Source organism: Pseudomonas putida, from assembly GCF_026625125.1.
Lineage (GTDB): Bacteria > Pseudomonadota > Gammaproteobacteria > Pseudomonadales > Pseudomonadaceae > Aquipseudomonas > Aquipseudomonas putida_X.
In genome coordinates this window covers 1,068,467-1,081,590 of record NZ_CP113097.1, presented here as the reverse complement: position 1 = coordinate 1,081,590, position 13,124 = coordinate 1,068,467, and the positions used below count along the sequence as shown (strand labels likewise).

Below are 13,124 nucleotides of genomic sequence, written 5' to 3'. Positions count from 1 at the left end.
AAGCAAAGGCCCCGCAATAGCGAGGCCTTCGGTGCTCGAACCTGGCTCAGCCAGCCGGCCGCAAGCCCTGCCGAAGCCCGAACAGAAACAACAGCAGGTCCTGGTCCGGCTGGGCATGGACCTGCTGTTTCACTGCCTGCGGCAACGCGCATTGTTCTGCCAGTTCAGCCTTGCTGAACACCTTGGGCCGCGGCTCTTCCCAGGCAGCAACCGCCACCGTGGTGACCGCCAGGCCGGCTATCAGAAACAAAGCTCGAGCGATTTCTAGTTTCATTACCCTAACCCTTTGACAGCGCTGCCAAACGCCATCTCGTAAAAGTAGAGCAAGGATTGCCATTCCGCGTCATTGAGCGACGAATGGCGGCGCAGCTGGCGCAGATCATTGGCCGCTGCGCGCTGGCAGCTGATGCGGCGGCGGCACTTCTCCAGATCGAGCAGCGCCACTTCAACGCGGCTTTGTTCACCCTCGCCGATCACCTTGACGAACACGTGCTTGCCGTACAGGCAACCATGTTGCCAATGGCCCAGGTGCATGCGGGCCAGGTTGTCGGCCAACTCTTTGAGCATGCGTTCATGCACCACGTGCGGGTAACGCTCGCGGGCACCTTGGGCATGCCAGGCATCGAGCTCGATGAATCCATCGAGCGCCTCGCTGACCAGCAGCGCACGCCATTGATGGTCAGCATCGCGCTCGGCTCCGCAAAAAACGATACGCGGCACACGCACCCCCAGCTGTTCGAAGCTGTTCAGCGCGTCAAGCTCCCGCAGCACAGTCGGCCTGCCGAACGGGTGCAGCAGGCTGCGGTAGATGTGCCCGACCTGGCGCTTGGCATACAGCAAGTTGCCATCGGCATCGTTAAGGCGTTGCACGCCACTTTCACCACCACGGCGCTGGTTCGGTTCCTCGACCCATTCGCCTTGCTGGCGCCAGTAATAATCGAAGCGTGACTCCCCGCTTTGGGCTACAGCCATCAAACACTACCCCTTACGCAATACATAAACCCGCCACATGGCATAGAACGGCAGGAAATCCAGGCGTTCCTGGATTCTGAAGCCGGCGGCTTTGAATTCTTCTTCGACTGTCTCTGCCGGTAACACGAAACGGTTCTGGTAGCTGCCCGGCTCGGCTTTGGCACTGCGCTTATGCTCGAGTTTCTGCCGCCGCCAGGCCTTGAAGTTTCCATCCACCCACAATGACAGGATTACGCTGTCGCGGCTAACCCTTTGAAACTCCGAAAGAATCGCTTTCCTGTGGGCCGCCTCGCCGATGTGGTGAAACAAGCGCATGCAGAAAATGCTATCGACCGAGTTGTCCGGCAAGTCGATGGCGAACGCTGATGTTTGCAAAGGCCGTACCCGCGCCACCACCTCTGGCGGTTGTGCCGCACAGGCTGTCTCGATCATTGCCTCGGAATTGTCGGCACCGATGATCACCCTGTTGGGTTTTTCGGCCAGCAGCGGCCAGAAACGGCCCGCGCCGCAAGGCAGGTCCAGCACCAACCCCGGCTCTCCGGCCAGCGCCAAGGCGCGACGGGCCAATTGCTCGTCGCGCTTATGGGAAAGGCGACGCGCCAGACCATCTTGGTGCTTTAGAAAGTACTCCCGGGCATGTTGCTGGTCGTACTTTTTGGAAAACTCGAGTTTGATAGGGCTACGCATTGGGCATCTCCTGGCTCCATTGCACGCACCTTAAGTAACACTGCGTAGGAAACAGGTCATCCCAATGTGAAAAAAGTGTTATCCCTAAAGGAATATAGCCCAGTGATTCACTCGCAAGGCTTCAGCGGATCGGACTTCTCAGCGCTCTGGCTCAAGTCCACCTGAAAGCGGCAGCCATGGGGTGCGGTTGAGGTCAGCGTAACGCGCCATCCCTGATCGTCGCAGATCCGTTGGACCAGCGATAAGCCAAGGCCCAGACCCTCACCGCGCCGTTCATCCCCCCGCACGAAGGGTTTGAACATCGCCTCACGCTGCTCCTCCGGAATGCCGACACCGCTGTCTTCGACGCTGAACCCATTGGCTTCAAGGCTCAGGCGAATGTAGCCACTGTCGGTGTAGTGCGCCGCGTTGCGCAAGAGGTTGCCCATCACCGACTGCAGGAAGGTCGCGTTGTACAGCAGCGGGCCGGCACTGACGCGGCCATCGAAGTACAGCGTCAGCCCCTTCTGCTCGATGGTGTCGCGCCACACGCCGATCAAATCGTCGGCCACTTCACGCAACGTCGCTTGGGAGGCCACGGCACCCTGGTCGCGCTGGGCACGGGCGAGCATCAGGAAGGTTTTGACCAACTCACGCATTTCTTCGGTGGCCCGGGCGATGCGCTCGACCTGGCTGCGTGAGCGGCTGTCCAGAGTGGGGTTTTCGATCAGCAGCTCACAAGAAGTGGCCAGAACCATCAGTGGCGTGCGCAATTCATGGCTGACGTCGCTGGTGAACAGACGCTCGCGGGTCAGTGCATCGCGCAAACGACCAAGCGTATCGTCGAAGGCCGCGGCCAGCTGGCCGACTTCATCGGCGGCGTAGTCAGGTGCCAGGGGTGGTGCCAGGCCAAGCAGCTGATCACGATGGCGCACTTGCCGCGCCAGGCGGATCACCGGTGCCATTACCCGCCGCGCCAGCAGCCAGCCGAGGAACACCGCCAGGACCAGGCTGAGCACGAAGCCGACCACGACGACAGCGAACAGCACCCGTTCGCGCTCTTCAAAGTCGCTCTGATCCTGCAGCAGCACATAACGTCGGCCGTCTACGATTTCCACCATTGCGTGGTAGGAAAGCTGATCGCGGAATACCTCATGAAAACCTGCATCGAGGTGGCGCAAGTCTTTTGGCAGCTCGAAGTCATCGCGCCCACCGCTGAAGTAGAACAGCTGGTCGGGGCGCGGCCGGTGGCTCCAGTCACTGATGCTGTCCATGCGCAGCAGGCGCTGCAAGTCGCCGCCCAGCACCGAGGAGATCAAGCGTTCTTCAACCAGGTGCACCGTGGCGACGATACCGAAGGCGAACGCCCCGGCCACCAGCGCGCTCATCAGCGCGAACGCGATGATGATGCGCTGCGCCAGGCTTTGCTTAAACTCCATCGCGACCCTCGGCCAGGCGATAGCCGACGCCATGGACGGTATGCAGCAACGGCTTTTCGAAGGGTTTGTCGATCACTTGCCGCAGTTGGTGTACGTGGCTGCGCAAGCTGTCGCTGTCGGGGCAGTCATCCCCCCACAATGCCTCTTCCAGTACCTCACGGCGCAACACGTGGGGGCTTTTCTGCATCAGCACCGCGAGCAGCTTGAGGCCGACTGGGTTGAGCTTGAGCAAGCGCCCTTGGCGCGTGACTTCGAGGGTATCAAGGTCGTAGCTCAGGTCGGCAACCTGCAAGGTGCGTCGCCCGCCGCCCTGGGCGCGGCGCAGCACGGCTTCGATGCGCGCGGCGAGCTCGGACAGGGCGAACGGTTTGAGCAGGTAATCGTCGGCGCCGGAGCGGAAGCCCTGCAGGCGGTCATCGAGCTGGTCGCGGGCGGTCAGCATGATCACTGGCGTATCGCGACGGGCATCCTCGCGCAGGCGCTTGCACAGGGTGTAACCGTCGATACCAGGCAGCATGATATCGAGCACGATCAGGTCGTAGTGCTCGGTGGCGGCCAGGTGCAGACCTGACAGGCCGTCCTGGGCGCAGTCGACGGTGTAGCCCTTCATGCCCAGATAATCAGCCAGGTTGGCAAGGATATCGCGGTTGTCTTCAACCAAAAGAATTCGCATCGGGTTCTCCTGTGCGGCGCTTCGCTGTGGTGCGCGGCAGGCGCAGCTTAAGGCCATCGACCGGACAGTGCCAGTGCTGGTAGATATTCAGCGAAGTTGCCGCAAACGAAAAAGCCCCGATTCTCACGAACCGGGGCTTTTCCTGTTACAGGGGTAAGGCTGGCTTACATCATGCCGCCCATACCGCCCATGCCGCCCATGTCTGGCATGCCGCCAGCTGGCTTGTCTTCCGGCAGGTCGGCAACCATGGCTTCGGTGGTGATCATCAGACCGCCGATCGAAGCAGCTGCTTGCAGGGCCGAACGGGTGACCTTGGCTGGGTCAAGGATACCCATCTCGATCATGTCGCCGTATTCGCCGGTAGCCGCGTTGTAGCCGTAGTTACCCGAACCTTGCTTGACCTTGTCGGCCACAACGCTTGGCTCGTCGCCGGCGTTGGCAGTGATCTGGCGCAGCGGCGCTTCAACAGCGCGACGCAGCAGAGCGATACCGACGTTCTGGTCTTCGTTGTCGCCTTTGAGGTCGACAATGGCAGCCAGGGCGCGAACCAGGGCCACACCACCGCCAGGCACCACGCCTTCTTCGACGGCTGCACGGGTAGCGTGCAGGGCGTCTTCAACGCGGGCTTTCTTCTCTTTCATTTCAACTTCGGTGCCAGCACCGACCTTGATCACGGCAACACCGCCAGCCAGCTTGGCCAGACGCTCTTGCAGCTTCTCACGGTCGTAGTCCGAAGACGTTTCCTCGATCTGGGCACGGATCTGCTTGACGCGTGCTTCGATGTCGGCGTCAACGCCAGCACCGTCGATGATGGTGGTGTTTTCCTTGGACAGGATGACGCGCTTGGCGTTACCCAGGTGCTCCAGGGTGGTGGTTTCCAGGGTCAGGCCGATTTCTTCGGAGATGACCTGGCCGCCGGTCAGGACGGCGATGTCCTGCAGCATGGCCTTGCGGCGGTCGCCGAAGCCAGGTGCCTTGACTGCGGCTACCTTGACGATACCGCGCATGTTGTTGACGACCAGGGTAGCCAGGGCTTCGCCTTCGACGTCTTCAGCAACGATCAGCAGTGGGCGGCCGGCCTTGGCAACGGCTTCCAGCACTGGCAGCAGCTCACGGATGTTGGAGATTTTCTTGTCGACCAGCAGCAGCAGCGGGCTTTCCAGCTCGGCAACCATGGTGTCTGGCTTGTTGACGAAGTAAGGCGACAGGTAGCCACGGTCGAACTGCATGCCTTCTACGACGGACAGTTCGTTTTCCAGGCCCGAGCCTTCTTCAACGGTGATCACGCCTTCTTTGCCGACTTTTTCCATGGCTTCGGCGATGATTTCACCGATGGAGTTGTCGGAGTTGGCGGAGATGGTGCCTACCTGAGCGATGGCCTTGGAGTCGGCGCATGGCTTGGACAGGTTTTTCAGCTCGGCGACGACTGCAGCGGTGGCCTTGTCGATACCGCGCTTGAGGTCCATCGGGTTCATGCCGGCAGCGACGGCCTTCAGGCCTTCGTTGACGATGGCCTGCGCCAGAACGGTCGCGGTGGTGGTGCCGTCACCGGCAGCATCGTTGGCCTTGGAAGCGACTTCCTTGACCAGCTGGGCGCCCATGTTCTCGAAAGCGTCTTTGAGCTCGATCTCTTTGGCGACGGAAACGCCGTCCTTGGTGATGGTCGGCGCGCCGAAGCTCTTGGCCAGGACGACGTTGCGGCCTTTCGGGCCCAGGGTCGCTTTTACCGCGTCAGCCAGAACGTTGACACCAACGAGCATTTTTTTACGGGCGGAATCGCCGAATTTTACGTCTTTAGCAGCCATGATCGTTTAATCCTTGAAATTCTTTGGAGTAACGGGAAGTCGGGTAAATCAGCCTTCGACAACGGCGAGGATTTCGTTCTCGCTCATTACCAGCAGGTCTTCGCCATCGACTTTCACGGTGTTGCTGCCCGAGTAAGGGCCGAAAACCACTTTGTCACCCACTTTGACGGCCAGCGCACGTACTTCGCCGTTGTCCAGGATGCGACCGGTGCCGACGGCGACAACTTCGCCACGGTTTGGTTTTTCAGCGGCCGAACCCGGCAGGACGATACCGCCAGCGGTTTTCGATTCTTCTTCGCTGCGACGGATGACTACGCGGTCATGCAGAGGACGAAGCTTCATTGTCGATCTCTCCCAATTTGTGGTTTTCATCGGCCGGTGTCGACACCGGCGGGTTGATGCGGTCCGGCGTTGCCGGGGTGGCCCGCGACGGGCGAACCACCTGTGTATTGTCCGGTGTTGCCACCAGAAACCTTGCGGTGACCACATACATGAGGCCGGCAGGATCAATTACAAGGCTTGCTGCAGAAATTTTTTCAACGAGCAGAAATGCTTGGGGCCGCAAAGCGGCCCCAAGGATGTCTATTTGTCGCGACGTTCGTACTCGCCTTCGATCACATTGGGCCGGTGGCCGCTGTCGCGCGGCTGTGCCTGATAGGGGTCATCCTGAAACGCCCGCTGGCGCATGGCCTGGGCCTCGGCACGCTGACGCATCTTGCGCGCGGCAAAGTGGCGGGTGAAGGGCAGCAGGCAGAGCAGGCCCAGCACGTCACTGATGAAGCCGGGGAGCAGCAGCAGGCCACCGCCCACCGCCAGCATCAGGCCCTGGAACATGTCTTCGGCAGGCAGTTCGCCACGTTGCAGGCTTTCACGGGCACGCAAGGCAGTGGCCAGGCCCGCCACACGCATGACCAGCACACCCAGCGCGGAGCCTGCGATGATCAGCAGCAGCGCCGGGAAGAAACCGATGGCTGCGCTGACCTTGACGAAGACGAACAACTCCAGCACAGGGAAAAGCAGAAACAGCAGTAGAAAAGCACGCATCAAGGATTCCTCGACGGAAGACTATCTTCCTTTAAGACCATCAGATGGATGCGTGCGCTCGCTTTTTCAAGCTTCGATTTCTGCCGGGGCCGGCCATTGGTCGGCGCGCGCCAGTAAAACCAAGGCCTCGCGAACTTGTGTCGGCGTATTGCAATTGCTTGGAAAAGCCAGCCAGTGGATACCTTGCCCGATACGCAGGTGCATGCCTTCACTGTCGATGCCGACCAACTGCGCTGGCGCGCTGCGCGGCAAATCGCTCAATGCTACGTAGTGGGCGATGGCGTTGGCATGGTCGCTGTTCATGTGCGCGATCATGCTGGCCTCGGCCTTGCCGGCGAAGGGATTGGCCAGCGTCACCTGGTCGAGCCAGTGAATCGCGCCGAAGCCACCTATGTACCGATGACGCACCGGCTGCAGCACCCAGAAGTCGAAGTCGTGCGCCTTGTGGTAGTTGGCGGCATCGGGGAAGTAACGGTAGTAGCGTTCGGCAGCGGCGTCGACGGCAGCTTCGTCCAGCAGTTTGTGCGCCTCGGCCATGATGGTCAGGCGGCCCACGGCCTGCACGTCCTCAGCCTCTCGCTCCCCCACCAGCAAGGAGCACTTTGGGTCTTTCTGCAGGTTGTGGGTGTGCTGGGCGATGCGGCTGATGAGGATCAGCGGGTTGCCCTCGGCATCCAGGCAGTAGGGCACCACAGAGCCGAAAGGGAAGCCAGGCATGGACTTGGAATGGGTCGAGAGTACACCGCGGTACTCCTTGAGCAGCAGTTCCCGGGCGGGGCGGATGGCCTTTTGACTCACGTCTTACTCCTCGGCAGGGGGCTAGGGGGTCCTTAAGCTTCAAGCTTCAAGCTGCAAGCTGCAAGAAAAAGCGGGAGCGGGGCGCCATGCCATCTGCTTTCGCTTGGAGCTTGCAGCTTGGAGCTTGCAGCTGCCCTTACCAGGTCACGCCAAAGCCTGCGGTGTAGCGCGTCTTGTCCAGGTCACTCTCACGCGTGCCAGTGATGATGTCCTTTTCAGCCTTGAGGTTGAGCGAGGCCCATTCGGTCACTTTGTAGCGCAGCCCCACCTCCGCATCGAGCGAATAGTCGGCTACGCCACCCAGAGGCTTGGCGAACTCACCGTTGGTGAACAGCTGGACATTCTTGCCGATCAGATAACGGGTGTAGTCCCACTTCACCGCTGCCGCATAGAAGTTGTCCTTGCTGCCATCCTGGTATTCGAAGTCGGTGCGGTTGATCAAAGAGCCGAGCGAGAACGCGCCCAGTTCGTCATCCCAGAACTGGTAACCGGGGCCGGTACCCACGGTGCGCTGGCGCGCCAGATCCTCGATGTGATCACGCTTGTACTCAAGACGGCCCTGCCAGAACCACTTCTCGGTGATGAAGCGATCGAGCGCGTACTCCGCGCTCCAGTTGTTGGTCGTGGTGACCTCGTCCTTGGTCTCGCGGTTGTACTCGCCTTCAGCGTTGTGCCGCCAACGGCCATGGCGGGCCGTGGTCTTGAAGCCGATGTCATAGTCATCGGTATCGTTCTCCGCGCGTTTATAGTCCAGCGCGGCATCGACATTACCTTTCCAGACCAAGTCCTCGACCACAGGCTTGGGCTTCATGATCTGCTCGATGCTGGCAAGCTCGACAGTCTTGGGCGCGTCACCATTGGCCAGGGTCACCTTGCCCGGTTCAGCGGCCTTCAACGACTTGGCCCGTTCCCCGTTGTAGGCATCCTGCTTGACCAGCAACTCCTGGTCGCTCTCCAGGGTCTGCACCTGTTTCCAATCCAGCGAGATAGAGCCACCGTAAGGTGTCTCCAGCAACAACTTGCCACCGTCAAAAACGCGAATCTTGCCGCTCAAGCGGTCACCGTTCTTCATCCACACGGTGTCGGCGAACGCAGAAGAAGCGCACAAGGAAACGGTCAGCAGGCACAGCAAGGATCTAGAATGCATAAGCGAAATACAGGTTCGATTAGACGAATGAGCCGGGCATTATCCGGATGCGGACGACCAGAGCAAGGAAAGACCCACCACCATGGCGTTGAGTTCAATACGCATTTACCGTGACCATTGGTCCGGTTTCACTTCAGGCCAGGGCTGCCGGGATGTCTGAGGGATATGAGCACGCGCTGGAAACACCCGAGGCCCGACGAACGGCGCTTTATTCGGTACTGGGCCAGGTGCCTGCCGGCAAGGTGGTCAGCTACGGTCAGCTCGCTGAATTGGCAGGGCTTGGCCGAGCGGCGCGTTGGGTTGGCAGGACCCTTGGCCAGCTTCCTGCGGACACCCGCCTGCCGTGGCACCGTGTGCTGGGTGCCGGCGGCCGTCTGAGCCTGGCGCTGGGCACGCCATCGGGTGACGAACAAAGGGCGCGGCTGCGTGCGGAGGGCGTGAATGTAGCCAATAATCGTGTGGATATGATGCGCCATGGCTGGCGCCCGATGGAGCACAGCGGTTAGAGTGCGCGTTTTGTTTTCGCAAACTTGAGGCAGATGTTGGCCCATGCCCCGTAAAACCTGGCGCGCTGCGCTCGCTGCCTATGCCAGCCCGTCAACCCTGGTGCTTCTGCTGCTCGGCTTCGCTGCCGGTCTGCCCTACATGCTGGTGTTTTCGACCCTGTCGGTGTGGCTGCGCGAAGCTGGCGTGGCGCGCGAAACCATTGGCTATGCCAGCCTGATCGGCCTGGCCTATGCCTTCAAATGGGTATGGTCCCCGCTGCTCGATCAGTGGCGGCTGCCGCTGCTCGGTGGGCTGGGTCGCCGGCGCTCGTGGCTGTTACTGTCACAGGCACTGGTGGTGATCGGCCTGGTGGGCATGAGCCTGTGTGACCCCCAACAGCACCTGTCGTGGCTGATCGCTCTGGCTGTGCTGGTCGCGTTCGCGTCGGCCACCCAGGACATCGCCGTCGACGCCTACCGCCTGGAGATTGCCGACGATCAACGTCAGGCCGCCCTGGCCGCAAGCTACATGGCCGGTTACCGGATCGCTGCGCTGCTCGCCACCGCTGGCGCCCTGTTCTTTGCCGAGTGGTTCGGTTCCACGGGCTTCAGCTACCTGCACAAGGCCTGGGCCGGCACTTACGTCCTGTTCGGTGTGATGATGCTGCCTGCGCTGTTCACCACGCTGGTGATGCGCGAACCTCCCGTACCCCTGCGCACCCAGTTGTCGGCAGCCCGCTACGGGCTTATCCACCAACTGGCTTCGGTGTTCGTGCTGATCATCCTGTTGGTATCGGTGCCGGCAAGCTTCACCCAGCTGTTCAACACCGATTGGGCCAGCGTCATCTTCGGCGATGCCACACCACTGGACCTGCTGCTCGAAGACCGCGCTTTCCTGCGCCTGATTCTCTATGTACTGCTGAGCTGGGCTTGCCTGTCGGGCATGGGCCGTCGCGGCCTGGCGCCAGTGCTGACGCCAGTCAATGATTTCATCACCCGTTACCGCTGGCAGGCCCTGCTGCTGCTGGGGCTGATCGCCACCTACCGGATGTCGGACACGGTGATGGGCGTCATGGCCAACGTGTTTTACATCGACATGGGCTTCACCAAGGACCAGATTGCCAGCGTCAGCAAGATCTTCGGCCTGATCATGACCTTGGTGGGCGCAGGCGCAGGTGGGCTGCTGATCGTGCGCTTCGGCATCCTGCCGATCCTGTTCATCGGCGGTGCGGCTTCGGCGGCGACCAACATCCTGTTCCTGATGCTGGCCGACATGGGGCCGAACCTGCAAATGTTGGTGGTGACCATTTCCCTGGACAACTTCAGCTCGGGCCTGGCGACATCGGCGTTCGTCGCCTACCTGTCGAGCCTGACCAACCTGAAGTTCTCGGCCACGCAATATGCCCTGCTGAGCTCGATCATGCTGCTGTTGCCACGCCTGATCGGCGGCTATTCGGGGGTGATCGTCGAGAAGTTCGGTTATCACGACTTCTTCCTGATCACCGCCCTGCTGGGTGTACCGACCCTGATCCTGATCGCCTTGCAATGGCGACAGGAAGCAGGCCGCGGGAAACAGGCACCGGTGGATAACTCGGCGACCGAGCAGCACTGAGGGACACTCGCGGACGTTACCAGCCCCATCGCCGGCTTGCCGGCAATGGGGCCACTGCCATCGCTACTGAGCGACAGCACCCTCATCAGGCCGGCCACCTACCACAGACCACAACGGCCAGAGCGCCAGCGCCCCCGCTACCCCTGCCGCCAGTGCGAAGTGCATCAAGCTCGACCCCGCCCCGATCATGGCCATGAGCGCCCCGCCCAGGCCCAACAAGGCAATGGTGATCATCCCCAGCATCGCAGACACCAACCCTTTGCTCTGATCGCTGGAGAACAGCGTCATGCGGTACAGCACCGCATTGGCCACGCCCAGGCCCAGCGCATACAGCGACATGCCCGCCACCACGCTGGTCACGCTGGGCCAGTACCAGGTGGCTAGCACCATCAGGCCCAAACCTGCCAGGTACGGCCACAGCGCGCCGCGCACCAGCGCCGGCAGCGGATAGCGATCAGCGATGCGGTTGATGATCAGGTTACCCAGGATCAGCCCGCCGAATACCGGCAACTGCCACAGGGCATATTCCATCGTGCTGAGCCCCTCGTCGTGGATAAGCAACACGGGAGAGAGACCGATCCAGCCGATCAGCGGCAGGCCCACCAGGCCCAACGCCGCGCTGCCGGCGACGAAACGCCGGTTGGCGAGCAACTGGCCATAGCCCGCCAGTAGCGGCAGCAGGTGGATCGGCGTGAACGGGAGGCGGGAGCCGTCGCGCCGCTCCACACCCAAGGTCTCCGGCATCAAACGGTACAGCAGCCCCCACACCAGCACCGCACCAGCGGCGAACGCCACGAACAGCCAGCGCCAGTCCAGCCATTGCAACATCAAGGTACCCACCAGCGGGCCGAGCAGTGGCGACAGCAAGGCAATATTGGCCAGCAACGCCATCATCCGCACCGCATCGGCCTCGCTGAACGCTTCGTTCAGGGCCGGGTAGCTGACCGTCACCACAAAGCCCAGGCCGATGCCCTGCAATAGCCGCAGCAGGTTGAAAAGGCCAATGTCTTGCACCCAATAGGTGGCCAGGCAAGCGGCACCAAACAGCGCGCAACCGGCCAGCAGCAGTGGACGACGACCATAACGGTCGGCCAGCGGGCCGATCAGCCACTGCAGTACCACACCACCGAGCAGGTACAGGTTCAATGCGTGCGGGATGTAGTCGGGGCTGGCGTTCAGGTGGTCGACCACCACCGGCATGGCCGGCATGACAGCGTCGCTGGCGAGGTAGGTCAGCAGTTCGAACAGGGCCAGGGTCAGGCCGAACAACAGGGCTCTGAGAGGGGTGATGTACAGCAATGGTTTCATGGTGAGTATCGGTGCAAAGGCAGGTGGGGCTAGGCTATATGCCAGAAATGACGCGGCTTGGCTGTGAACAAGTGTAACGACAAGGGGCCGCTGCGCGCCCCAATCGCCAGCTAGCCGGCCCCCACTGGCACACTGCAACCATCCGGCGCAGTGCATTACCTGTGAGAGCCGGCTAGCCGGCGATTGGGCCGCACGGCGGCCCCTTTGTCAGAACGTGAAGCGTTACTGCACGGCAGACTCCTGGACCACTCGAATCACCCGCTGCGGGAACGGAATGTCGATGCCTTCAGCCTTCAGGCGATCACGCGCATGTTCATTGAGCATGAACATCACATCCCAGTAATCGCTGGTCTTGGTCCACAGGCGCAGCGAAACGGTGATCGAGCTATCCCCCAGGGTCGACACCACGGCCTGCGGCGCAGGGTCAGCCAGCACGCGAGGGTCCTGCGCAAGCTCGAGCAGGACGTTGCGCGCCACCTGCAGGTCGGCCTCGTAATCCACACCCACGTCGAACACCACCTTGCGGGTCGGCTGACGGTTGGTGTTGGTGATGATGCCGTTGGACAGGCTGCCGTTAGGCATGATCACTGTCTTGTTGTCACCGGTGCGCAATACGGTGTGGAAGATCTGAATGCTGTCTACCGTTCCCGCCACACCCTGCGCCTCGATCCAGTCGCCGATGCGGAACGGGCGGAACATCAGGATCAGCACGCCGCCAGCGAAGTTCGCCAGGCTGCCCTGCAAGGCCAGGCCGATGGCCAGGCCGGCGGCACCGATGGCAGCGACGAAGGAGGTGGTTTCGATGCCGATCATCGACGCCACGCTGACCACCAGCAGCACTTTCAGCACGATGTTGGCCAAGGTGCTGATGAAGCCCTGCAGCGCCAGGTCGGCGTTACGCAGCCCCACCAGTTTGCCCAGGCGGGCGCTGACCTTGTTGACGATCCACCAGCCGACCGCCAGGGTCAGCAGTGCCAGCAGCACACGGCTGCCGTATTCCATGATCAAAGGGATCCAGGTCTGCGACTGGCGGACCAGCTGATCGACTTCAGCGTTCAAATCCATGTTCATCTCCTGGTACCGAACGGCACGTACACGTAAAACCGGCCACCACACTATCAGCGGCCATGACCCCCATGGACATCATTGCGCCATCGGGGTTCCTGGTGACACCA

The 13,124-nt window shown here is 61.5% G+C and carries 14 protein-coding genes; 2 read left to right on the top strand and 12 right to left on the bottom strand.

The window, feature by feature from the left end:
• Positions 1–46 precede the first annotated feature (46 nt).
• The 10 genes from OSW16_RS04995 to OSW16_RS04950 all read right to left on the bottom strand — a co-directional run bounded on the left by OSW16_RS04995 (position 47) and on the right by OSW16_RS04950 (position 8,544).
• Positions 47–274: a hypothetical protein gene (locus tag OSW16_RS04995; RefSeq protein WP_241804743.1), complete on the bottom strand. Its 228-nt coding sequence runs from the start codon at positions 272–274 to the stop codon at positions 47–49.
• The gene (locus OSW16_RS04990; protein WP_241804742.1) at positions 274–972 is read right to left on the bottom strand and encodes a lipopolysaccharide kinase InaA family protein; all 699 of its coding nucleotides are present in this window, start codon (positions 970–972) and stop codon (positions 274–276) included. Before OSW16_RS04990 ends, OSW16_RS04995 begins: the two co-directional genes overlap by 1 nt.
• A 6-nt stretch (positions 973–978) precedes the next feature.
• Positions 979–1,659: a class I SAM-dependent methyltransferase gene (locus OSW16_RS04985; protein ID WP_241804741.1), complete on the bottom strand. Its 681-nt coding sequence runs from the start codon at positions 1,657–1,659 to the stop codon at positions 979–981.
• Between the two features lie 107 nt (positions 1,660–1,766).
• A complete protein-coding gene (locus OSW16_RS04980; RefSeq protein ID WP_267821192.1) occupies positions 1,767–3,077 on the bottom strand; it encodes a sensor histidine kinase in 1,311 nt (436 codons plus the stop codon).
• On the bottom strand, positions 3,067–3,750 hold the full coding sequence (gene colR, locus OSW16_RS04975) for a two-component system response regulator ColR (RefSeq protein ID WP_003255215.1): 684 nt from the start codon (positions 3,748–3,750) through the stop codon (positions 3,067–3,069). The genes OSW16_RS04980 and colR overlap by 11 nt, the downstream gene beginning before the upstream one ends.
• 164 nt (positions 3,751–3,914) lie before the next feature.
• Positions 3,915–5,555 (bottom strand): chaperonin GroEL, encoded by a 1,641-nt coding sequence (groL, locus tag OSW16_RS04970; RefSeq protein WP_012312890.1) that lies wholly within the window; start codon positions 5,553–5,555, stop codon positions 3,915–3,917.
• A gap of 48 nt (positions 5,556–5,603) precedes the next feature.
• A complete protein-coding gene (locus OSW16_RS04965; RefSeq protein WP_009395550.1) occupies positions 5,604–5,897 on the bottom strand; it encodes a co-chaperone GroES in 294 nt (97 codons plus the stop codon).
• Positions 5,898–6,137: 240 nt separating this feature from the next.
• On the bottom strand, positions 6,138–6,599 hold the full coding sequence (locus OSW16_RS04960) for an FxsA family protein (RefSeq protein WP_267821188.1): 462 nt from the start codon (positions 6,597–6,599) through the stop codon (positions 6,138–6,140).
• Positions 6,600–6,665: 66 nt separating this feature from the next.
• Positions 6,666–7,397 carry a HugZ family protein gene (locus OSW16_RS04955; RefSeq protein ID WP_267821186.1) on the bottom strand — a complete coding sequence of 244 codons (732 nt, stop codon included), beginning with the start codon at positions 7,395–7,397 and terminating at the stop codon, positions 6,666–6,668.
• Between the two features lie 136 nt (positions 7,398–7,533).
• Positions 7,534–8,544, bottom strand: a complete 1,011-nt coding sequence (locus OSW16_RS04950) for a DUF481 domain-containing protein (RefSeq protein ID WP_267821185.1) — start codon at positions 8,542–8,544, stop codon at positions 7,534–7,536.
• Positions 8,545–8,696: 152 nt separating this feature from the next.
• Between OSW16_RS04950 and OSW16_RS04945 the strand changes: the two genes are divergently transcribed.
• Together OSW16_RS04945 and OSW16_RS04940 are read left to right on the top strand one after the other, a co-directional pair.
• On the top strand, positions 8,697–9,050 hold the full coding sequence (locus OSW16_RS04945) for an MGMT family protein (RefSeq protein WP_241804735.1): 354 nt from the start codon (positions 8,697–8,699) through the stop codon (positions 9,048–9,050).
• A 43-nt stretch (positions 9,051–9,093) separates the two neighbouring features.
• The gene (locus OSW16_RS04940; protein ID WP_267821184.1) at positions 9,094–10,641 is read left to right on the top strand and encodes an AmpG family muropeptide MFS transporter; all 1,548 of its coding nucleotides are present in this window, start codon (positions 9,094–9,096) and stop codon (positions 10,639–10,641) included.
• Between the two features lie 63 nt (positions 10,642–10,704).
• Here OSW16_RS04940 and OSW16_RS04935 read toward each other — a convergent pair whose 3' ends face one another.
• A complete protein-coding gene (locus OSW16_RS04935) occupies positions 10,705–11,949 on the bottom strand; it encodes an MFS transporter (RefSeq protein ID WP_267821183.1) in 1,245 nt (414 codons plus the stop codon).
• A 222-nt stretch (positions 11,950–12,171) separates the two neighbouring features.
• Entirely contained in the window at positions 12,172–13,014 is an 843-nt protein-coding gene (locus OSW16_RS04930) for a mechanosensitive ion channel family protein (protein WP_267821182.1), read from the bottom strand.
• Positions 13,015–13,124 lie beyond the last annotated feature (110 nt).